At 25.8% G+C, this 23,467-nt stretch carries 17 protein-coding genes, 1 tRNA gene, 2 rRNA genes and 1 other RNA gene; 8 read left to right on the top strand and 13 right to left on the bottom strand.

The annotated features are described in order from the left end of the window. The first annotated feature begins 16 nt into the window (after positions 1–16). From AB4W62_RS02080 to cspE, 3 genes are all read left to right on the top strand, one after another. Positions 17–2,945: ribosomal RNA gene (locus AB4W62_RS02080) — 23S ribosomal RNA — on the top strand. Between the two features lie 97 nt (positions 2,946–3,042). After that, a 5S ribosomal RNA gene (gene rrf / locus AB4W62_RS02075) occupies positions 3,043–3,158 on the top strand. 120 nt (positions 3,159–3,278) lie between these two features. Next, a complete protein-coding gene (gene cspE, locus AB4W62_RS02070) occupies positions 3,279–3,488 on the top strand; it encodes a transcription antiterminator/RNA stability regulator CspE (RefSeq protein ID WP_009874442.1) in 210 nt (69 codons plus the stop codon). 82 nt (positions 3,489–3,570) lie between these two features. Here cspE and ybeD read toward each other — a convergent pair whose 3' ends face one another. After that, positions 3,571–3,834: a DUF493 family protein YbeD gene (gene ybeD / locus AB4W62_RS02065; protein ID WP_367679832.1), complete on the bottom strand. Its 264-nt coding sequence runs from the start codon at positions 3,832–3,834 to the stop codon at positions 3,571–3,573. Positions 3,835–4,000: 166 nt separating this feature from the next. Here ybeD and cysS point away from each other — a divergent pair, with 166 nt between their 5' ends. Beyond that, positions 4,001–5,389, top strand: a complete 1,389-nt coding sequence (gene cysS, locus AB4W62_RS02060; protein WP_367679831.1) for a cysteine--tRNA ligase — start codon at positions 4,001–4,003, stop codon at positions 5,387–5,389. On the opposite strand, the gene folD is transcribed toward cysS, so the two are convergent. Then, a complete protein-coding gene (gene folD, locus AB4W62_RS02055) occupies positions 5,363–6,244 on the bottom strand; it encodes a bifunctional methylenetetrahydrofolate dehydrogenase/methenyltetrahydrofolate cyclohydrolase FolD (RefSeq protein ID WP_367679830.1) in 882 nt (293 codons plus the stop codon). The two genes, cysS and folD, sit on opposite strands and share 27 nt — an antisense overlap. A 179-nt stretch (positions 6,245–6,423) precedes the next feature. On the opposite strand from folD, the gene AB4W62_RS02050 reads away from it, so the two are divergent. Continuing rightward, positions 6,424–6,500 (top strand) — tRNA-Arg (locus AB4W62_RS02050). A 12-nt stretch (positions 6,501–6,512) separates the two neighbouring features. Here AB4W62_RS02050 and adk read toward each other — a convergent pair. The 5 genes from adk to dnaX form a co-directional block, all read right to left on the bottom strand. After that, positions 6,513–7,160, bottom strand: a complete 648-nt coding sequence (gene adk, locus AB4W62_RS02045) for an adenylate kinase (protein ID WP_367679829.1) — start codon at positions 7,158–7,160, stop codon at positions 6,513–6,515. 22 nt (positions 7,161–7,182) lie between these two features. After that, positions 7,183–9,069 (bottom strand): molecular chaperone HtpG, encoded by a 1,887-nt coding sequence (gene htpG / locus AB4W62_RS02040; protein WP_367679828.1) that lies wholly within the window; start codon positions 9,067–9,069, stop codon positions 7,183–7,185. A gap of 127 nt (positions 9,070–9,196) precedes the next feature. Then, positions 9,197–9,526: a YbaB/EbfC family nucleoid-associated protein gene (locus AB4W62_RS02035; protein ID WP_367679827.1), complete on the bottom strand. Its 330-nt coding sequence runs from the start codon at positions 9,524–9,526 to the stop codon at positions 9,197–9,199. Positions 9,527–9,574: 48 nt separating this feature from the next. After that, the gene (locus AB4W62_RS02030) at positions 9,575–9,898 is read right to left on the bottom strand and encodes a hypothetical protein (protein WP_367679826.1); all 324 of its coding nucleotides are present in this window, start codon (positions 9,896–9,898) and stop codon (positions 9,575–9,577) included. Beyond that, positions 9,873–11,165: a DNA polymerase III subunit gamma/tau gene (dnaX, locus tag AB4W62_RS02025; RefSeq protein ID WP_367679825.1), complete on the bottom strand. Its 1,293-nt coding sequence runs from the start codon at positions 11,163–11,165 to the stop codon at positions 9,873–9,875. The genes AB4W62_RS02030 and dnaX overlap by 26 nt, the downstream gene beginning before the upstream one ends. Before the next feature lie 139 nt (positions 11,166–11,304). Between dnaX and ffs the strand changes: the two genes are divergently transcribed. Continuing rightward, an RNA gene (ffs, locus tag AB4W62_RS02020) (signal recognition particle sRNA small type) lies at positions 11,305–11,401 on the top strand. Between the two features lie 12 nt (positions 11,402–11,413). Here ffs and AB4W62_RS02015 read toward each other — a convergent pair. Next, on the bottom strand, positions 11,414–13,150 hold the full coding sequence (locus tag AB4W62_RS02015; RefSeq protein WP_367679824.1) for a SmdB family multidrug efflux ABC transporter permease/ATP-binding protein: 1,737 nt from the start codon (positions 13,148–13,150) through the stop codon (positions 11,414–11,416). Between the two features lie 13 nt (positions 13,151–13,163). Continuing rightward, positions 13,164–14,915 carry a SmdA family multidrug ABC transporter permease/ATP-binding protein gene (locus AB4W62_RS02010; RefSeq protein WP_367679823.1) on the bottom strand — a complete coding sequence of 584 codons (1,752 nt, stop codon included), beginning with the start codon at positions 14,913–14,915 and terminating at the stop codon, positions 13,164–13,166. Positions 14,916–15,175: 260 nt separating this feature from the next. Between AB4W62_RS02010 and queC the strand changes: the two genes are divergently transcribed. Then, a complete protein-coding gene (gene queC / locus AB4W62_RS02005; RefSeq protein ID WP_367679822.1) occupies positions 15,176–15,880 on the top strand; it encodes a 7-cyano-7-deazaguanine synthase QueC in 705 nt (234 codons plus the stop codon). A gap of 205 nt (positions 15,881–16,085) precedes the next feature. Here queC and lon read toward each other — a convergent pair whose 3' ends face one another. The 4 genes from lon to AB4W62_RS01985 all read right to left on the bottom strand — a co-directional run bounded on the left by lon (position 16,086) and on the right by AB4W62_RS01985 (position 21,893). Further along, a complete protein-coding gene (lon, locus tag AB4W62_RS02000; protein WP_367679821.1) occupies positions 16,086–18,422 on the bottom strand; it encodes an endopeptidase La in 2,337 nt (778 codons plus the stop codon). A 181-nt stretch (positions 18,423–18,603) separates the two neighbouring features. Beyond that, complete coding sequence (clpX, locus tag AB4W62_RS01995; protein WP_367679820.1) at positions 18,604–19,857, bottom strand: ATP-dependent Clp protease ATP-binding subunit ClpX; 1,254 nt, start codon at positions 19,855–19,857, stop codon at positions 18,604–18,606. Positions 19,858–19,938: 81 nt separating this feature from the next. Next, positions 19,939–20,562: an ATP-dependent Clp endopeptidase proteolytic subunit ClpP gene (gene clpP, locus AB4W62_RS01990; protein ID WP_367679819.1), complete on the bottom strand. Its 624-nt coding sequence runs from the start codon at positions 20,560–20,562 to the stop codon at positions 19,939–19,941. Between the two features lie 59 nt (positions 20,563–20,621). Then, positions 20,622–21,893 (bottom strand): trigger factor, encoded by a 1,272-nt coding sequence (locus tag AB4W62_RS01985; RefSeq protein ID WP_367679818.1) that lies wholly within the window; start codon positions 21,891–21,893, stop codon positions 20,622–20,624. 671 nt (positions 21,894–22,564) lie between these two features. Here AB4W62_RS01985 and cyoA point away from each other — a divergent pair. Beyond that, positions 22,565–23,458, top strand: coding sequence for a ubiquinol oxidase subunit II (cyoA, locus tag AB4W62_RS01980; protein WP_367679817.1), 894 nt, complete (start codon positions 22,565–22,567; stop codon positions 23,456–23,458). Positions 23,459–23,467: the final 9 nt, after the last annotated feature.

Raw genomic sequence — 23,467 nt, 5'->3', positions numbered from 1 at the left:
ATCTTTGGTGTTGCAAGATTAAGTAATTAAGCGTATATGGTGGATGCCTTGGCAATCAGAGGCGAAGAAGGACGTGCTAATCTGCGAAAAGCGTCGGTAAGTTGATATGAGGCGTTATAGCCGACGATATCCGAATGGGGAAACCCAACATCTTCTAGATGTTATCATTAACTGAATTCATAGGTTAATGAAGCAAACCAAGGGAACTGAAACATCTAAGTACCTTGAGGAAAAGAAATCAACCGAGATTCCCTTAGTAGTGGCGAGCGAAAGGGGAACAGCCTAGAGTAAAAATAATAAATTAATTATTAGTAGAATGCTTTTGGAAAAAAGCAGCGATACAAGGTGATAGCCCCGTATATGAAAATAATTAAGTTATTAACTCGATAAGTAGAGCGGGACACGAGAAATCCTGTTTGAAGATGGGGGGACCATCCTCCAAGGCTAAATACTCCTGATTGACCGATAGTGAACTAGTACCGTAAGGGAAAGGCGAAAAGAACCCCGGTTAGGGGAGTGAAATAGATCCTGAAACCATATACGTACAAGCAGTAGGAGCTTATTATTTTTAATAGTGACTGCGTACCTTTTGTATAATGGGTCAGCGACTTGTATTCTGTAGCAAGGTTAACTGTATAAGGGAGCCGAAGGGAAACCGAGTCCTAAATAGGCGTTTTTAGTTTCAGGATACAGACCCGAAACCCGGTGAGCTAGCCATGAGCAGGTTGAAGGTTGGGTAAAACCAACTGGAGGACCGAACCGACTGATGTTGAAAAATCAGCGGATGACTTGTGGCTAGGGGTGAAAGGCCAATCAAACCGGGAGATAGCTGGTTCTCCCCGAAAGCTATTTAGGTAGCGCCTCGTGAATTCATCTTCGGGGGTAGAGCACTGTTTCGGCTAGGGGGCCATACTGGCTTACTAATCCGATGCAAACTCCGAATACCGAAGAATGCTATCACGGGAGACACACAGCGGGTGCTAACGTTCGTTGTGGAAAGGGAAACAACCCAGACCGCCAGCTAAGGTCCCAAAGTCATAGTTAAGTGGGAAACGAGGTGGAAAGGCATAAACAGCCAGGATGTTGGCTTAGAAGCAGCCATCATTTAAAGAAAGCGTAATAGCTCACTGGTCGAGTTTTTCTGCGCGGAAGATTTAACGGGGCTAAACTATGCACCGAAGCTGCGGCAATAAATATATTAATTATTTTTATTGGGTAGGGGAGCGTTCTGTAAGCCGTTGAAGGTGTGTTGTAAGATACACTGGAGGTATCAGAAGTGCGAATGCTGACATGAGTAACGATAAAGCAGGTAAAAAACCTGCTCGCCGAAAAACTAAGGTTTCCTGTCCAACGGTAATCGAGGCAGGGTTAGTCGACCCCTAAGGCGAGGTCGAAAGGCGTAGTCGATGGACAACAGGTTAATATTCCTGTACTTGATATTACTGCGAAGGGAGGACGAAAAAGGTTAGGTTATCCGGGCGATGGTTGTCCTGGTTTAAGTGTGTAGAAATGAAAATTTGGAAAATCCGATTTTCTTTATTTTGAGGCATAAATACGAGTTATTTAGTTAACGAAGTAACTAATACCATGTTTCCAAGAAAATTCTCTAAGCATCAGGTAATATCAAATCGTACCACAAACCGACACAGGTAGTTAGGTAGAGAATACTAAGGCGCTTGAGAGAACCCAGGTGAAGGAACTAGGCAAAATGATGCCGTAACTTCGGGAGAAGGCATGCTAATATTAAGTGATAAAATTTACGTTTAAAGCTGAAATTAGTCGAAGAAAGCAGCTGGCTGCAACTGTTTATTAAAAACACAGCACTGTGCAAACATGAAAGTGGACGTATACGGTGTGACGCCTGCCCGGTGCCGGAAGGTTAATCGAAGGAGTAAAAAGTAAAATTTGAAGCTCTAGACTGAAGCCCCGGTAAACGGCGGCCGTAACTATAACGGTCCTAAGGTAGCGAAATTCCTTGTCGGGTAAGTTCCGACCTGCACGAATGGCGTAATGATGGCCAGGCTGTCTCCACCTGGGACTCAGTGAAATTGAAATTGCTGTGAAGATGCAGTATACCCGCGGCAAGACGGAAAGACCCCGTGAACCTTTACTATAGCTTGACACTGATTTTTGATATGTAATGTGTAGGATAGGTGGGAGGCTTAGAAGTTTAGACGCTAGTTTAAATGGAGCCAACCTTGAAATACCACCCTTTCCATTTTAAAATTCTAACCTAATATCGTTATCCGATATAGAGACAGTGTCTGGTGGGTAGTTTGACTGGGGCGGTCTCCTCCTAAAGAGTAACGGAGGAGCGCGAAGATTGGCTAATTACGGTTGGAAATCGTAAGGTTAGTGCAAAGGCATAAGCCAGTTTGACTGTAAGCGTGATAACGCGAGCAGATGCGAAAGCAGGCCTTAGTGATCCGGTGGTTCTGTATGGAAGGGCCATCGCTCAACAAATAAAAGGTACTCCGGGGATAACAGGCTGATACCGCCCAAGAGTTCATATCGACGGCGGTGTTTGGCACCTCGATGTCGGCTCATCACATCCTGGGGCTGAAGCAGGTCCCAAGGGTATGGCTGTTCGCCATTTAAAGTGGTACGCGAGCTGGGTTTAGAACGTCGTGAGACAGTTCGGTCCCTATCTGCCGTGGGCGTTGGAAAATTGAGGGGGGCTGCTTCTAGTACGAGAGGACCGAAGTGGACGTATCACTGGTGTTCGGGTTGTCATGCCAATGGCATTGCCCGGTAGCTAAATACGGAAAAGATAAGTGCTGAAAGCATCTAAACACGAAACTTGCCCCAAGATTAGTTTTCCCTGTAAATTATATTAATGTAGTTTACTGAAGGGACGTTGGAGACTACGACGTTGATAGGCTAGGTGTGTAAGCATAGCAATATGTTGAGCTAACTAGTACTAATGACCCGATAGGCTTAATCTTGTAACACCAAAGTTGTTTTTTTTAAAAATTAAAAAATATTATAATTTTTTTATTTTTAAAATTTACTGAATTTATATTTGAGTAAATATTTTAAATACCTGGCAAAAATAGTGTAGTGGTACCACCTGAATCCATTCCGAACTCAGAAGTGAAATACTATAACGCCGATGGTAGTACGGGGCCTCCCCGTGTGAGAGTAGGAAATTGCCAGGTATAAAAATGTTACATCAATCAAAAAATGAGAATACAAGAAAATATATTATTATTACTTTAATTTTTTTATTTTCTTAGTACAAGAACAGTTTATTTATTTTTCACGTAAAGGTAATATAGATGTCCAAGATTAAAGGTAATGTTAAGTGGTTTAATGAGTCTAAAGGCTTTGGTTTTATTACTCCTGAAGATGGAAGTAAAGATGTTTTTGTTCATTTTTCAGCAATTCAAAGCAATGGGTTTAAAACATTGGCGGAAGGCCAAAGTGTTGAATTTGAAATCACTGAAGGAGCAAAAGGCCCGTCTGCTGCTAACGTTATCAGTTTGTAATTTCTAATCAAAATTTACAAAGAATTCAACTAATATTACGATACAGTTATACTGTATCGTAATTTTTTTAAATTTATAAATTTTATAAAACCATTCTAACCATATTTATTTTACTAATATCGTAATATAAATTTTCAATTTGTTCAAAATTACGAGCAAATACAGTAATTGAAACAGAAATATATGTTCCTTTATTACTTGATTTTATTTGGGGAATATAATCCCCCGGAATTCTTAATTGTATAACTTTTACTAGTTGATCAATAAGTTCTGGTCTCGCTATTCCTATAACTTTATAAGTAAAAGAACATGGAAATTTTAACAACTCTTCTAATTTATTTTTCATATAAATATCCATTATTTAGTGTATTTAATTAAAATAATTTAAATTAATAATTTTTATAAATAAATATTTATTTATAAAATACAATTTGTATATATTAACATACTTAAAAAAACAACATTATAATACGTATGTTTCAATTTAAAATTTATATTCTATAGACTTTATTATGCTAAAAATTTTTAATACCATCACTCGTTCTAAAGAAAAATTTATATCTATAAAAAAAAATATAGTTAACATGTACGTATGTGGAGTAACTGTATATAATTTTTGTCATATAGGACACGGAAGAACATTTGTAACATTTGATATTGTTTATCGTTACTTTCGCCACATAGGTTATAAAACGATGTATATAAGAAATATTACAGATATTGATGATAAAATTATTAATTTAGCTATCAAAAATAATGAAAGTATCTCTGTTTTTACTAATCGAATGATAAAAAATATGCATCGTGATTTTTCTTCATTAAATATACTCTCTCCGGATGAAGAGCCAAAAGTTACTGAAAATATTGATGCAATAATCAAAATAATAAAAAAATTATTAAAAAATAATTATGCTTATATTCAAAACAACGGAGATGTCATATTTTCTGTGGATAGCGATATACATTACGGAAAGTTATCTAATCAATTTTTGAAAAATTTACAATTAGGTAAAAGAATAAAAATTGATAAAAATAAAAAAAATCCTCTAGATTTTGTCCTATGGAAAAAAGTTTCATCTTCAGAAAAATATTATTGGAATTCTCCTTGGGGAAAAGGTAGACCTGGTTGGCATATAGAGTGTACAGCTATTTCTTCGCTTAAACTGGGAAATTTATTAGATATTCATGGAGGAGGAATAGATTTATTATTTCCTCATCATGAAAATGAAAGAGCACAATTTAGTTGTTTTAAAAAAAAGCATAAGATAAATTACTGGATGCATTCTGGTATGGTAATATTAAATAATAAAAAAATGTCAAAATCTTTAGATAATTTTATTTTATTAAAAGATTTATTATCTAAATATGATGGCGAAAGTATTCGGTATTTTTTAATTTCCACACATTATAGAAAACCTTTAAATTATTCTGAAGAAAATATAAAAAAATCTAGTATTTCTTTGCGTCGTTTGTACTTTTCATTAAAAAACACTACGATAAATAAAAATTTTTGTTCTTTTCCTAATAAATACCAAATTTCTTTTGAAGAAGCTATGCAAGATGATTTTAATACTCCAAAAGCATTATTAATATTACATTCTCTTTCTAAAAAAATAAATATATTTAAAAATGAAAATAAATTAGAAAAAGTAGAAAAATTTTCTAATTTATTAAGAAATTTAGGGAAGGTTTTAGGAATTTTATATTCTGTTCCAGAAGAATTCTTGCAAAGAAATATAAAAATAAAAGAAGAAAAAGAAATTAATTCTCTAATTAAAAAAAGAAATATAGCGAGAAAATTAAAAAATTGGCCAGTTTCAGACAAAATTAGAAAAAAATTATTTAAGTTAGGAATAATTTTGGAAGATAATAAATTATCTACGACATGGAGAAAGAAATAGATTTTTTTCTTTTTTTTCGTAAGACTGGATAATATTATCCAATAAACTGACAATAGTCATTGGTCCAACACCACCAGGAACAGGTGTAACATAGGATGCTTTAGAGGAAACTGAAGAAAAATCAATATCTCCGACAATTTTATTATTTTCTAATCTATTTATTCCTACGTCTATAATTATAGATCCTTTTTTTATCCAATCTTTGTTAATAAACAAAGGTTTTCCAACTGCAACAATTAGAATATCAGCTTGTTTTGTATATTTTTTTAGTTCTTTTGTAAATCTATGAGTAATAGTAGTAGTACATCCTTCCAGTAGCATTTCCATGCTCATGGGTCTGCCTACTATATTTGATGCTCCTACAATTACACTATGTAAACTTCTTAAGTTTATTCTTTCTTTTTTTAACAAAGTAATAATTCCTTTAGGAGTACAAGATCTAAAAATTGGATTTTTTTGAACTAGACAACCAACATTAAAAGGATGTAATCCATCAACATCTTTTGTAGGACAAATATGGCTAATAATTTCTAACGAATTAAATTTTTTATCTATTGGAAACTGTACTAGTATTCCATGAGTAAGTGAATCAGAATTTAATTTTTTAATTAATTGTAAAATTTTAATTTCCTTTGTATCTATAGAAAAATTCCAGTGATTAAAAAGAATTCCCACTCTTTCACAAGCTTCTTTTTTTCTTTGAATATATACTATGGAAGCAGGATCGTTTCCTATTGAAATTATTGATAATCCTGGCGGATTATATCCAGATTGAGTATATATTTTTACTTTTTTTAGAATGTTTAACTCTATTTCTTTGGAAATTTTTTTACCATCAATTATTTTAGCTGACATTTTTAATATTTTTTTAAAATTTTAATAGTTTATTTTATCATAAAATTATAAATAATATTTTTTTTAAAAATAAAATTTTATTTTTTTAAAATAAATTAAATAATTTATTTTTAAAAAATAATTGATTTTATGTGTTTTGAGATATAAAATGATACTTTCAACAATACTAAATCAATAAAGCGCTTTTAGCTCAGTTGGATAGAGCAACAGCCTTCTAAGCTGTCGGTCACAGGTTCAAATCCTGTAAAGCGCACCATACTTTAAAAAATTATTTTTGAAGAATCTTTTTTATTAAATTATTAATTTGTTTAATGTCGTTTAAACCTTCAATCTTATAATAATTTAAATTTCCTATTTTTTTTTCTCTAATATAAAATTTAATTAAAGGAATAGTTTTCTTTTTATATTCTAAGAATCTATAATCTAAAGAAGATAGATTATCATCTTTTCGATGAGTTAACTGTTCTCCAGTTATATCGTCTATTCCTTCTTTTTTTGGTGGTTTAAATTTATTATGATATAGTCTTCCAGAAGGAAGATGAATCATCCTTCCAATAATTCTTTCAATTAAAATATTTTTTGGAACATGAAAATTTAAAACAATATCTATTTTTATATTATTTTTTTTTAAATAAATTCCTTGAGATAATGTTCTAGGAAATCCATCCAATAAAAAACCATTTTGACAATCTTTTTCTTTAATTCTAGATTTTATTAGTAAAAATAAAATGTTATCTGGAACTAATTTTCCTTTTGAAATTAAATGTTTAATTTCTTCTCCTATCTTTGTTTTTTGATTAATTTGTTTTCTAAGCATATCTCCAGTAGAGATATGCGGAATATTATAATTATGGCTAATATAATTAGCCTGAGTTCCTTTTCCACTCCCTGGAGCTCCTAGTAAGATAATTTTCATATTTTTTTAAAATTTTAGTTTTTTATTGTATAGTAAATATTTTTTGTGTTAATAAATTATTTAATCGAAAAATAAATTTATTTGGATCTTCTAATGATCCGGTTTCAACAAATAATGCTTGTTCAAATAATAAATATATCCACTCTTTTAACTGTTTTTTTTCAGAAATATTATTGATATGTTTAATTAAAAGATGATTAGGATTAATTTCGAATATATATTTTATAGGAGATGTTTTTTGTCCTGCTGCAGAAAATAATTTTGCCATTTGTGTGCTCATATCAGCTGAATCAGTTACTAATACAGCAGGAGTATCAGTTAATTTATTAGTGAATTTAGCTTCTTTTATTTTATCTTTTAATATTTCTTTTACTTTTTTTATAAAATTATTTTTTTCAAATATTTTTTGATTTTTATTTTCTTCTTGTATTAAGTTATTTAATGATTCATCATTTTTACTTATTGATTGAATTTTTTTATCTTTAAATTCAGTTAAATGATTCATCATCCATTCATCAATTTTATCTGATAATAAAAGAACATCGATACTATTTTTTTTAAAGAATTCTAAATGAGGGCTATTTTTAGCAGATAAATAGTTGTCTGAAGTAATAAAATAAATTTTTTCTTGTTTTTCTTTCATATTTTTTATATAACTTTCTAGTGAAAGCGTTTGTTCAGATTTGTTATTAAAAACAGATGTAAATCTTAAAAGATTTGCAATTGTTTCTTTATTATATAGATCTTCAGCAATACCTTCTTTAAGTACTAGCCCAAATTCATTCCAGAATTTTTGATATTTTTCTGGTTCGTTAATAGATAATTCTTTAAGAAGCTTTAATACTCTTTTAGTTAAAGATTTTTTTAAACCACTAACAATTTTATTTTCCTGTAAAATTTCTCTAGAAACATTTAATGGCATATCATAAGAATCTACAATTCCGCGTATAAACCGAAGATAATTAGGTAGAAATTGTTGTACGTCATCCATGATATAAACTTTTTTTACATATAACTTTAGTCCGTGTTTATTATCTCTATTCCACATATCCCAAGGGGCTTTTGAAGGAACATAAAGTAAATTAGTATATTCTTGAGTTCCTTCTACAGTATTATGCGTCCAAATAAGAGGATTATTAATATCATTAGTTATGTATTTATAAAAATTTTGATATTCCTCTTGCTTTATTTCTGTTTTTTTTAAACTCCATAATGCTTTTGCTTTATTAATTTTTTTAAAAGAATAAGTTTTTTCTTTTTCATTATAAGAATTTATTTTTACTGGAATAGAAATATGATCGGAATATTTTTTTATAATGTTATTAATTTTCCATTCTTCAAGAAAAATTTTTTCTGAATCGTTTAAAAATAAAATTACTTCTGTACCTGTTTCTTCTTTTTTGATATTTTGAATAGAATATTCTCCCTTTCCATAAGACTCCCATAATACACCTTCATTTTTAGAACAATTTATAGATTTAGTTTTTACTATTACTTTTTTTGATACTATAAATGTTGAATAAAAACCTACTCCAAATTGACCTATTAACTTATTTTTTTCTTCTGTATTTCTTTTTAATTCACTTATAAATTTTTTTGTTCCAGATTTTGCAATAGTTCCTAAATTTTCAATAACTTCTTTTTTACTCATTCCTATTCCATTATCTGAAATACTTAAAGTATTATTTTTTTTATCTATAGACACATAAATATTAAAATCAATACTATTTTTATTTAATTCAGGATGAGATAAAAAATAAAATCTTAGTTTATCAATAGCATCTGAGGCATTAGAAATAATTTCTCTTATAAAAATTTCTTTATTTGAATACAATGAATGAATCATTAAGTGAAGCAGTTCTTTTGCTTCTGATTGAAACGAATATGTTTCTTTATTAACTTTTTCCATATATTTTCCAAATTATAAGTGATGAGTAAGATTTAGGTGCAGACAAATAAATTTAAACTAATTTAGTTTTTAAAAAATTAAATTGTAAATAAAACTAAATAATGTTAATTATTAATTAATTTATACCTTAAAAAGGTAAAGAAAAACCAGAAGGTAATTGTATATTATTTGACATATCTGACATTTTTTGTTTTTGAATTTCAGAAATTCTTCTAGATGCATCATTAAAAGCAGCAACAATTAAATCTTCCAGCATTTCTTTATCATCAAGCAATAATGAAGGGTCTATTTCTATTTTTTTACAATTATGTGCCCCATTAATAGTAACTTTAATTAAACCTGCTCCTGACTCTCCTGTTACTTCTACATTTGCCATTTCTACTTGTACTTTATTCATTTTTTCCTGCATTTGTTGAGCTTGTTTCATAAGGTTATTTAAACCATTTTTATTAAACATTTTTTTCTCTTTATTTATTTGATAAAAATATTATATAAATAATGTAAATTATTTTTTAAAAATAGAACTATTTACTTTTTTAAAGTTTGTTTCAAAAATTTTTTCTATCTTTCTTATTTTTTCATTTTTTATATTTTTTTTATTTATTGTATAAAAAATAATATTTTTCTTAGAATTTTCTTTTTCATTATTTTTTATAATATCTAAATTTCTTGTTTTTTTCAATTTTGTTTTATTATTATTATGATTTAAATAAATATTAATTTTTTTGTTCGGAATTTTTCTTTTTTCTATTTTTTTTTCTTTATTATTAATATCTTTTTCAGACTTAATTGATGATAGAAGATTAATCTTTTTTTTTATTTCGAGCAATTTTTTTTTTTTTTATTAATTTATCTGTTAATATTTCCGTTTCATTGAAAGTGTTTAAATTTTTATTTAAATTTTTTTTTAAAAAAAATTCTTTTTTAGATATTTTATCAACATAATTTTTATTATTGTTAATATTAAATATATTTTTATATTTTAAACTGTTTGAAAGAATATATTCTTCTTGATCTATAGATAATAATCGTAATGCTATCATTTCCACGCCCATTTTTTCTGTAGGAGAGTATTTTAGTTCTTTTCTTCCAATTAATATCATTTTATAGTATAAATGAATTATTTTTGAATCAATTTTATTTGATAGTTCTAAGATATTTTCTTTATATTCTCCTATATTATGTTCTTTCCAAAAAGAAGAAAACATTTGATTCATAGCAATATGATGTAAAGTTTTTAAGATAGCCACTAATACCTCCTCCCATTTAATTGATAAATAATTTAATTGACTTAATAAAGATTTAAATTCACTAATATTTTGCATAACTAAAGATTTTGTTAAAAAGAAAGAATAATAATCATTTATTCCTCCTATTATTTTTAATACATTTTTTGTTTTTATTTTTTTAAAATCGATAGAAATTGCTTGTTCAGTTAGATTTAGAGCATCTCTAATACTTCCATCTGCAGTAATAGCTAATAATTCTATAGCTCTAGGTTCGAATTGAATGTTTTCTTTTTTTAAAACATATTGAATATGATTATTTATATCTATAGATGATATTTTTTGTAAATTTAATTTAAAGCATCGTGAAAGGATAGTATCTGGTATTTTTTCAATATTAGTAGTAGCTAAAATAAATTTTATATGTTTTGGAGGTTCTTCTAAAATTTTTAATAAAGCATTAAAACTATGCTTAGATAACATATGTACTTCATCAATTAAATATATTTTAAAACGGCTTTGAGTAGGAGAATATTGAACACTTTCAAGTAACTCTCGCATATCTTCCACTTTTGTTCTTGAAGCAGCGTCTATTTCTAACAAATCTAAAGAACAACCTTTTTCTATATTTTTGCAATTTTGGCAAGTTCTACAAGGATTAGCAGTAATACCTGATAAACAGTTTAAACATTTAGAAAGCAGACGAGCTATACTTGTTTTTCCTATACCTCTTGTTCCAGAAAAAATCCAAGTTTGATGTATTTTTTTTAAATTTAAGGTATTAAATAAAGTAGCTATAATATTTTTTTGCCCTATAACTTCTGTTAATAATTGAGGTCTATATTTTCTAGCAAGAATTTGATAATTCATATTTTATAATATAATTATGTAGTTAAATAACTAACAATATAGTTGCGGAAGATATAATCTTCAACCTTTTATATTATAAGTTAATAAAAATTAAATATTTCTTGAATTCTTTTTAAAAAATAGTATAGTAGACCAACTTCATTAGCATTTTTGTGATGTTAGTTTAAACAACTGGTCAGGTTTGGAAGAAAGCAGCCAATTTAAATGATACAGGCACAATAATAATGTTAATGAAGTTATTATAAATTTTATAAAGATTGAAATTTTTTCATTTTCCAGTACTTTCCTTTTTTTTTCAATAAATCTTGATGCGATCCTTCTTCAATTATTTTTCCGTTTTCTAAAACTATGATATAGTCAGCATTAACAATTGTTGATAGACGATGAGCAATTACTATTAATGTGGTTTTTCTTTTTATGGAAAATAAAGCTTTTTGTATAGATTTTTCTGTTTTGGAGTCAATATTTGCAGTTGCTTCATCAAGTATTAATATTTTAGGTTTTCTTACTAAGACTCTAGCTAAAGCAATTAATTGTTTTTGTCCTACAGATAAATTATTACCTTGTTCTCCTAGAGAGGAATGTATTCCTTTTGGAAAAGAATTAATTAATGGAGATAAATGTACAATGTCTAATATTTTCCAAAGTTTATTTTCAGAAATATTTTTTCCTAAGGTTATATTTTCTAAGAAAGTATCAGCTAAGATAATAGGATCTTGTTGTACCATTAAAATTCCTTTTTTAATAGTTTCATAACTAAGAGAATTTATATTGTTTCCATCTATAAAAACTTCTCCTTTTTTAATGGGATAATAACCCATTAATAAATTAGCTAAAGTACTTTTCCCACTTCCAGTATGACCTACAAATGCTATAAAATTTTTTCCTGGAACATAAAGATTAATATTTTTTAGAACATGCATTTTATTACTTTCATATCTAAAATTTAAATTTCTTATTTTTATTTCCCCTTTTTTTATTAGAAATTTTTTTTCCCCAAATTTTTCCTTCGGAGAATCTATAAGCTCAAAAATCCTTTCTCCTGCTACTATTGCTTGTTGAAGTATAGATTGTTGACTACTAATGGTAATTAAAGGTTCACTAAGTCTACCTAAATAGCTCATAAAAGCATATAATGTGCCTACTTCAAAAATTTCATTCGGAATGATACTAATCAGTAAGATTAAACTACATAAAATACAAGAAGAAATTAAACTTAGCAATGGTCTAAGTAAAAATCCATCTAGTTTTAATATCTTCATTCTTTCAAGATAATGTAAGTTACTAACTTTTTTTATTAAAAGTTTAAATTTTTTTTCTTGATTAAATTGTTGAATTACATTCATACCATTGATGTATTCGTTAAACTTGTTGTTTAAATTTGCTACATAGTATCTAACTTTTCTTAAAATAGGAGTACTATAATGTTGGTAAGTTATCATTATTAATATTACCAATGGAAAAATAATAATAGATATTATAGCCATATGCCATTCTAAGCTAAACATTGCAATAATAGTTATTGCAATTAAAACTACGCTTCTCATTGTAGTTGCTATTACGGTATCGTATAATTCTTTTATTAATTCGGTATCATTTGTAATTTTAGAAATAATCTGTCCTATTGGTTGAGTATCAAAAACACTAATTGGCTGAAATAATGCTGCATTCATAACATCACATCTTAGTTTTTGTACTATTTTTAATGCTGTTTTATTAAAAACTACACTCTGTAGATAATATAGGTAAGCAGAAATTATTTGTAAAATAATAAATATCAATATAAAAAAAAGTACTTTTTTTAGTGATTCAGAATGTTGAAAAATAATATTATTAATAAAATAACTAATTAATATAGGTCCTATTACTTCTGTAATAGATGCAAATAACAACAAAAAAAGCGCTATGATAAAAAAATTTTTCCAAATCATTCCATATAAGAGTAAACGTTTTAATACGGACCAAAATGAGATTAGATTAACCATAATAATATTTTTCCTAATATTTTTTATCTAATTCTTCTAATAATCTTTGATCATAGTAGGTTTTACTATACCATTTATTTTTTTTTATTAATTCAACATGAGTTCCCTTTTGCATTATAGAACCTTTATCCATTACTATGATTTCATCAGAATTAGAGATGACAGATAATTTATGACTACTAATTATCATGGTTTTATTTGTTCTATTCCATATTTTTAAGTTATTTAAAATTTTTTCAGCAGTATATCCGTCAACTGCAGATAAAGAATCATCTAAAATCAATATTTCTCGGTTAGTTAACAATGCTCTTGCAATTGCAATTCTTTGTTTTTGACCGCCAGAAAGCATAACTCCTTTTTCACCTACTTGAGTTTTATAACCCTTAGGTAATCGGATAATATCTTTATGTATACAAGCAATAGAAGCGACATATTCAATATCTTTAAAATTTGAATTTGAATTTCCTAAGGAAATATTATTTTCTATGGTATCTGAAAATAAAAAAGTGGTTTGATTAACAACAGCTAATCTAGATCTCCATTCATTTAAATTTATTTTTGATAAAGACATATTATGGAAATAAATATCTCCTTCTAAGTTAGTAAAGTTATATTGAATTAAATTTAGTAGAGTGCTTTTTCCACACCCTGTTGGACCACATAAACCTAATTTTTTTCCTGGTTTAAGAGAGAAAAATAAATTTTTGATTGATGATTTTTTATTATTAGGGTAATAATAATTTTTGATATTAACGTTTAAAACACCAGGTAATGGGGGTATATGTTTTTTTTTATCTTTTTTCTTTTTATCGTTAAATTTAATAATTTTTTCTATTCTTTCCCAAGCCGCACTTCCTCTTTCTACGATATTAAACATCCACGCTAAAGCTAACATAGGCCAAACCATTAAACCAAGATACATGATAAAAGTTGTTAGTTCTCCTAATGTTATTACATTATTCCATACTAGCCACCCTCCTTCAGTAATAGCTAACAAGTTTGAACAAGCAATAGTTAAATGTATAGTTGGATCAAACAAAGCATCTATTTTAGCTACTTGCATATTTTTTTTTCCAGCATCCTTAGCTATTAAATTAAATTTTTTAGATTGTTTTTTTTCTAATCCAAATGATTTTATCATTCTAATACTAGTTAAACTTTCTTGAGTTTGATTATTTAATAAAGAAAAAGAAGTTTGTGCTTGATAAAATGATTTATGTAATTTTTCACCATATCTTTTTATAATTATTGCCATAATAGGCATAGGTAAAAGAGAAATTATGGTTAATATCCAACTGATTTGAGAAATCATAACAACAATAACTAAACACCCCATTACTAAGGAATCAACTAATGTTAATACTCCTTCTCCTGACGCAAATACTATACGATCTACATCATTCGTTGCACGTGCTATTAAATCTCCGGTTCTATATTTTAAAAAAAAATCTTGGTTTTGCTTGCTAAAATAAGAAAATAATTTTTCTCTAAGTTCTATCGCTAATTTGTAAGCTGCCCCAAAGAGTAATACTCTCCAAATATATCTTAATATATACACAATAATAGCAGCGATTAATATTATCCCTATCCAGGGAATAATTGTTTTATTTTCTATTCTTTTTTGAATAATCAAATCTACTAACATTCCAACGAGTTTAGGAGGTAATAATTGTAAAAATGCTATAATAATAAGAAGAAAAACAGCTCCTAGATATCTTTTCCATTCTCTTAAAAAGTACCAACTTAATTGTTTAAAAAAAATCACAAAAAATTCCTAAAATTTTAAAATAAATATTTAAAAAAATTTGGTTATCAATAATTATATTTACATATATAAAAGATCTAAAAAAATTTATCTTTAATTTTTTATTTTGAACCAAAAATATTTTTATTGAGAATATGATATTATCATAGAATATATTTTCTATATAAAATTAATTTTTTAATTTTTTTTTAATAAAAATATATTTGTAATATGACAGTGATATAATTAATAGTTTATATTTAAACTTTTTTTATAAAAAAATGAAAAAGAAAAGTAAAGCATTAGTAATTTTTAGTGGAGGACAAGATTCCACCACTTGTTTAATTCAAGCAAGAAAAAAGTATGAAGAAGTTCATGCAATTACTTTTAACTATGGACAACGGCATCAACAAGAAATAAAAGTAGCTGTTGATTTAATTAAAATCATTAATATTTATAAACATAAAATAATTAATATTTCTAATTTGAATAAATTGTTTTTAAGCAGTTTAACTAATAAAAATTTGTTTTCTAAAAAAAAAAAAAATAATTTTTCTGATTTACCGGATACTTTTGTACCTGGCAGAAATATATTATTTTTAATCTTATCTTCTATTTATTCATATAATCATAATATTCAAGATATTATCTTAGGAGTAAATCAAATAGATTTTTCAGGATATCCGGACTGTAGAAGTGAATTTATCAATAGTATAAACAGTTCTATAAAACTAGGAATGAGTTATCCTTTTTTATTAAAAACACCATTGATAAACTTAAATAAAAGTGAGATATGGGCTCTTTCAGATTTTTATAATCAAACTTCTTTAATTATGCATTATACCTTAACTTGTTATAATGGAATTAAAGGAAAAGGTTGTGATAAATGTAAAGCATGTCAAATTAGAAATACTGGTTATAAGGAATGGAAACAGGATAAAAAATTTTTTATGAAATCATTAAAATCAAAAATTAAGTTAGATTAATTTCACTGAATTAAAATAATTAGAGTTGTATTTATTTTTGATAATATAATAATTTAGTATTTAATATTATAAACAATTCAGAATTTTTTTTAGATACCGAATTTTTTATTTACATATAAATTTTAAAAAAAATAGCTGGTACAAAATTAAAATTTTGCCAGCTATTTTTAATAAAATACATTTATTTTAATATAAAATAAAAATTTTAAAAAATATACGGATTATTTTCTAATGCTAAACTCAATACTTCTTCAATTTTTTTAACTGGATATATTTTTAAACCTGATAGGATATTCTTAGGAATTTCTTCTAAATCTCTTTTATTTTCATAAGGAATTAATACTTTTTTAATTCCTCCTCGATGAGCAGCTAATAGTTTTTCTTTTAATCCACCTATAACTAATACATGGCCATGTAAAGTAATTTCTCCGGTCATAGCTATAGTTGATTTGACGGGATTTTTAGTTAAACTAGATACGATAGCCGTACACATTGCAATTCCTGCACTCGGACCATCTTTTGGTGTAGCTCCTTCTGGAACATGAACATGTATGTCATGTTTTTCATAAAAATTTTGATTAATTCCTAATTTTTTTGCGTTTGATCGAACAACTGTTAAAGCAGCTTGAATAGATTCTTGCATTACTTCCCCTAAAGATCCAGTATAAGTTAATTTTCCCTTTCCAGTTACGCATTCTGTTTCTATGGTTAGTAAATCTCCTCCAACTTCAGTCCAAGCCAATCCCACTACTTGACCAACATGATTTTTTTTATTAGCTTTCCCATATATAAATCTTTTTATTCCTAAATATTCTTTTAAATTATTTTTATTTATTGAAATAGATGTTATTGCTTTATTAAGTAGTAATAATTTGACAGATTTTCTACATATTTTAGATAATTCCCTTTCTAAATTTCGTACTCCAGCTTCTCTAGTATAATATCTAATTATACTTAATATAACATCATCGGTTATATGCAATTCTTTTTTCTTTAATGCATTTCTTTGAATTTGTTTTGGTTTTAAATGCGTTTTTGCAATATTCAATTTTTCGTCTTCGGTGTATCCGGAAATTCGTATAACTTCCATACGATCCAATAAAGGAGAAGGTATGTTCATCGAATTAGATGTAGCAACAAACATAACATTGGATAAATCATAATCAACTTCTAAATAATGATCATTAAAAGATACATTTTGTTCTGGATCAAGTACTTCTAATAAAGCAGAAACTGGATCAACTCGCATATCACAAGATATTTTATCAATTTCATCTAATAAAAAAAGAGGATTTTTTACTCCTACTTTAGCCATTTTCTGCATTAATTTTCCTGGCATTGAGCCTATATATGTTCTTCTATGACCTCTGATTTCCGCTTCGTCCCTCATACCTCCTAAGGCCATTCGTACATATTTTCTTCCAGTTGCTTTTGCTATAGATTTTCCTAATGATGTTTTACCTACTCCCGGTGGGCCTACTAGACATAAAATCGGACCTTTCATTTTAGAAATTCTACATTGTACAGCTAGATATTCCAAAATTCTTTCTTTTACTTCTTTTAATCCAAAATGGTCTAAGTCTAATTTTTTTTTAGCTATTTTTATATCTTTTTTAACTTTACTTCTAGAATTCCAGGGTACTTGTATCATCCAATCAATATAACTTCTAACTACAGTTGCTTCAGCAGACATGGGTGACATCATTTTTAATTTTTGCAATTCTAATAAAGTCTTTTTTTTAGCTTCTTTTGACATTTTAGCTGCAATAATTTTCTTTTTTAAATATTCATTTTCATCGGGAACATTATCAATTTCTCCTAATTCTTTTTGAATAGCTTTAATTTGTTCATTTAAATAATATTCCCTTTGGCTTTTTTCCATTTGTTTTTTAATTCTATCTCTAATATTTTTTTCTATTTTAAGTAATTCTATTTCTGATTCCATTAAGGCCATCAAATATTCAAGTCGTTCATTTATTGAAATCATTTCTAATATTGATTGTTTATCTGTTAACTTTAAAGGTATATAAGCAGATATGGTATCAGCAAGTTTTGTAGCTTCTTTGATATTACTAATTGAACTTAATATTTCAGAAGGTATTTTTTTATTTAATTTAATATATAAATTAAATTGAGCTATTGTTGCACGAATTAGAACTTTTTCTTCTTTTTTTTCAATAGTATTATCTTTTATTTTTTCAACTTCAGCAAAAAAACATTCATTATTTTCATTGAAAGAAATAATTTTTGCTCGTTGTAAACCTTCAACTAGGACTTTTACTGTTCCATCAGGCAATTGTAGCATTTGTAAAATAGAAGCAATTGTACCTATTGAAAACAAATCAATAGATTTAGGTTCTTCCATAGAAGCTTTTTTTTGAGCTACTAACAAAATTTTTTTGTCATTATTCATAGATTTTTCAATACATTTGATTGATTTTTTTCGACCTATAAATAATGGAATTACCATATGCGGATAAACTACGACGTCACGCAATGGTAATACGGGAATTTCAATGCGTTCAGAACGCTCAATATTCATAGAGCTCTCTCTTAGTTTAATTTCCGCTAAGTATTAAAAACTATAATTTCTAATATACATAGAGGTAAAAAATTTTAATTCAGTATATCTTGATGTAATGTTAATTTTCAATGAAAAGTAATTAAGATTATTTAAAATAGTAAAAAATTAATTATTAATTAATTAATAAAATTAATTTTTTTTATTTATTATTTTTATAAATTATTTCAGGAATATTGATTCCTTTAACTACTTTTTGAGTAATTAATACTTTAATTACATTTTCCATTGAAGGTAAATTATACATAGTTTCTAATAAAATATTTTCAAGAATTGATCTTAAACCTCTAGCACCAGTTTTTCGTTTTATTCCTTTTTTTGCTATTTCTAAGATAGCTTCTTTATCAAATTTTAGTATTATATTTTCTATTTGAAATAAAGTTTTATATTGTTTTATTAAAGAATTTTTTGGTTCTTCTAAAATTTTTACTAATGATTGTTCATCTAATTCTTCTAATGTTGTAAGAATAGGTAACCTACCGACAAATTCTGGAATTAGTCCAAATTTAATTAAATCTTCTGGTTCAATTTTTTTTAGTAATTTAGAAGATATATTCTTTTTTAATTTAGTTTCTAAAATAGCATTAAAGCCTATACTTTCTCCTGAATTTATTCTTTTAGAAATAATTTTTTCTAGTCCTAAAAATGTTCCTCCACATATAAATAAAATTTTAGAAGTATCTATTTTTATAAATTCTTCTTGAGGATGTTTTCTTCCACCTTTAGGTGGAATTGAAGCGATTGTTCCTTCTACTAATTTTAGTAAAGCTTGCTGAACTCCTTCTCCAGATACGTCCCTAGTAATAGAAGGATTATCTGATTTTTTAGAAATTTTATCAATTTCATCTATATAGATAATTCCATATTCTGCTTGGTTAACATCAAATTTGCTATTTTGTAAAAGTTTTTGAATTATGTTTTCAACATCTTCTCCAACATATCCGGCTTCTGTTAAAGTAGTAGCATCTGCTATGGCAAAAGGGACGTTAAGTAATTTAGCTAAAGTTTCGGCTAATAATGTTTTTCCACTTCCGGTAGGTCCAATTAGTAAAATATTGCTTTTTCCAAATTCCATATCGTTTTTATTAGCAGTATGTATTTTACGTTTATAATGGTTATAAACAGCTACTGATAATACTTTTTTAGTTTGTTCTTGCCCTATAACATATTGATCAAGTAGAGATTTAATTTTTTGAGGAGTTGGTAATTTATCAAGATCATAGTTAAAGTTATATTTTTTTTTCTCTTTTAAAAAAAAATTATAAAATAACTTTGTACATTCAAAACAAATAAAAACTAAAGGTCCAGCTATTATTTTTTTTGTTTCTTTTTGGTTTTTTCCACAAAAAGAACAATTTATATTCTGATTAGATTCAATATTTTTTTTATCTTTCATTAATTACAATCCTATAATTTAATTCATTATCTTTTGAAAAATTAAAAATAATTAAAGTTTAGTTAATATTAACTAATATTTTTATCGATGATTTAAAATTGAATCTATTAATCCATATTTAAGAGCTTCTTTAGCTGAAAGAAAACAGTCCCTTTCAGTATCTTTTTCTATTTTTTTTATTGATTTTCCTGTTTGTATGGAAAAAATATGATTTAATTTTTTTTTTATTTTAATAATTTCATTTGCATGAATTTCTATATCTGAAACTTGCCCTTTATAACCGCCTAACGGTTGGTGTATCATAATTCTAGAATTAGGAAGAGAAAATCTTTTACCTTTTGTACCTGAAGATAGTAAAAAAGCACCCATGGAGCAAGCCTGCCCTATACAAATAGTATTGATTTCTGGTTTAATGAATTGCATGGTATCATAAATAGATATCCCTGAAGAAATGATACCTCCTGGAGAGTTAATATATAATGAAATATCCTTATTTGGATTCTCAGCTTCTAAAAATAAAAGTTGAGCAATAACAGAATTAGCTAAATAATCTTCTATTGCTCCTGTAATAAAAATAATTCTTTCTTTTAATAATCTAGAATATATGTCATAAGAACGTTCTCCTCTGGGAGTTTGTTCTATAACCATAGGTAAAAAATTTATTTTTTTATTTTTTGTAAATAATAAAGAATTATGATTAAACATAATTATTTCCTTTCATTCTTATTTTTTTTAAGTAAATATATAAAAAATATATTTTTAATTTATATGTTCAAAGCGTAATAAATAGCTTTTTTGAAAGAACATTTTTTTTTATTTTTTTCTGTTTTTTTTATTAAAAATTTTATAGCTTTATTTTCCAGTAAAATATTCTTTATTTCTTCTTTTTTTGTTTCTATACTTTTTTGAGAAAAATTTTTATATTTTCTGATTATTTTTTCGTTGTATATTTTTAGTTTTTCATCTTTTATTTGAATATGATTTTCTTCAATAATTTTATTTAATAATAATTTACTTTTTATTCTATTTTTAGATTGAAGAATAATATTATTATAAGGCAGTGGTATTAAAAAATTTTTTTTATTTTTTTTAAAAATGTAATCGTTATAAACTTTCAATAATTTTAATTCTTTTTTAATCCATGTAGATGGTAATTTTATAGGATTTTCAGCAATTAAATTACTAATAATTTGTTTTTTTAAATAAATAAAATTTATATTTTTAATTTCTAATTTCATTTGTTGATTAACTTTATCAAAAAATTTTTTGATTGATTCGTTCCAATTCATTAATTTTAACTTTTCTTTATTTATTAATTGTTTTTCTTTTTGTTTGATAGTTAAAATTTTTATATTTATTTGTATTTCTTTTCCTTGAATTTTTTTTTCAGGATAGTATTTATCAATTTTAACAAATACAGAAAATGTTTTATGTTTAGATGAAGTAAATATTTTTTTTTCTATTTCTTTTAAAATTTCATTTTTTCCCATGAAAAAAGAATAGGTTGAGGAATCTAATTTTCTTTTTTTATTTAGTAAATGAACATCATATTTTATTGTAACTTCATCTCCAATATTAATATTTTCTTTTTTTTCAATCCAACTATTATTGTGAATAAAGTTATCAATAAAAAATTGAGTGTCCTGATCATCAAAATTAACAGTTAATTTCTTTATATTGTCAAATTTTTTTTTTCTTATTTTAATTGATGGATATTTTTCAACATCTACAAAGTAAATGAAATCTTTTCCAGTTATATATTTAGAAGGGTAATATTTTGGTTCTTTGATAGGTACTATTTTTTTTTCTAAAATAAAGTCTAAAAATTTTTCTTTCATTTTTTTTAAAATAACTTCTTTTTCTATTGTTGCTTGATAGTTGTTTTGAATTATTTGAATAGGAACCCTACCTGTTCTAAAACCATTTATTTTTATTTTTTTACTAAAAGATGATAATTCTTTTTTTATTGCTATATTAATATCATTATATGGAATTGTTATTTTTATATATTTTTTAGAATCTTTACTAGTTTTCATAGTATTTTACTATCCTTATAAATAATGATTTATGCTATTAATTTTAGAAGAAATATGAAAAATATTTTTTAATATTTAAAAAAAAGAAAAATTTTGTTATTAATAGCATAATTTTTTTAAAAAAAACCGTATTTTAAATAGTTAAAATTTTTAAAAATAAATATGTTTAAAGTAATACTTTGATATAATAATGTTATTATAAGAAATGAGTATATATTTATTTTTTAAAACATATTAATATAATTTATTTTTTATTGTCTTTTAATTTCTTTAAATTACTAGAAATATAAAAATTAAAAAAATAATTAATTTATAAAACGTTTTTTTTGGAAAGAAAATAAAAAATATTTTTACAAAATATATAGTTTTTCAAACTAATGTTTAAAAATACAAAATTATTTAAAACAATTATAATATTTAAAGTTTTATAAAACAAGAATATTGTTTTTATCTTTTTTTTAAATGATAAGTAATTTTAAATTTTATTTAAAAAATAAAAATCAATTTTTTTTCAAAAAATTTTTAGAAAATAAGTTATTATATTTTTAATATTTAATTATTAATTTTTTTAAGAAATAGATTATATGTTAGTAAAAAATTTTAAAAAATATATGATATATATCAAAAATATATTGTTTATTAAAAAATATTATTTTTAAGGTTTTTAAAAAATGAAATTTCCAATAAAAAAAAAAAATATTATAATATTAGTATTAATGACAATTATATTATTTATGAATTCTTGTCATGCTTCTTTGTTAGAACCTCAAGGGGAGATAGCAATAAATCAAAAAAAAATAATATTATTTTCTTTAGGAATGATGTTAATAGTAGTTGTTCCAGTTATTATAATGACTTTTTGGTTTGCTATTAAGTATAGAAAATCAAATATTAAATCAAAATATACTCCTAATTGGTCTTATTCTAGAAATATAGAATTATTAGTTTGGATAGTACCGATATTAATCGTTTCTTGTTTATCAGTAGTAGCGTATAAAACTACTCATAAATTAGAACCCAGTAGACCTTTAATTTCTCAAAGTAAACCTATAAAGATAAATGTAATTGCTTTAGATTGGAAATGGCTATTTATTTATCCAAAATATCGAATTGCAACTATTAATGAAATATCATTTCCAAAAAATGTTCCTGTTCAATTCAAAGTTACTTCTAACTCTGTGATGAATTCTTTTTTTATTCCTTCTCTTGGAAGTCAAATTTATGCGATGCCTTGCATGTCAACTACTTTAAATTTAATAGGAAATAATTCAGGAAAATATACTGGTATATCTTCTAATTATAGCGGGAAGAATTTTTCTAACATGAAGTTTTCTGTCTTAATTACAGAAGATAATTTATCTTTTATTTCTTGGGTAAATAAAGTTAAAAAAAATGGAATTTCTTTAAAAAATAAAGAAGAATATCTTAACGATATTTTTAAACCAGATGAAAAAGATAAAGTGCAGTACTTTTTTGATATAGATAATAATATATTTAATAATTTAATTCGTAGTTGCTATTTACAACCTAAAAATTATATTAATAATAATTATAGAAAAAATTAATCTAATTTA

This window comes from Buchnera aphidicola (Mindarus abietinus) (assembly GCF_964059085.1).
GTDB lineage: Bacteria > Pseudomonadota > Gammaproteobacteria > Enterobacterales > Enterobacteriaceae > Buchnera_A > Buchnera_A aphidicola_C.
Note: the sequence above shows the minus strand (reverse complement) of the source record. Positions and strands in the feature narration are given on the sequence as shown.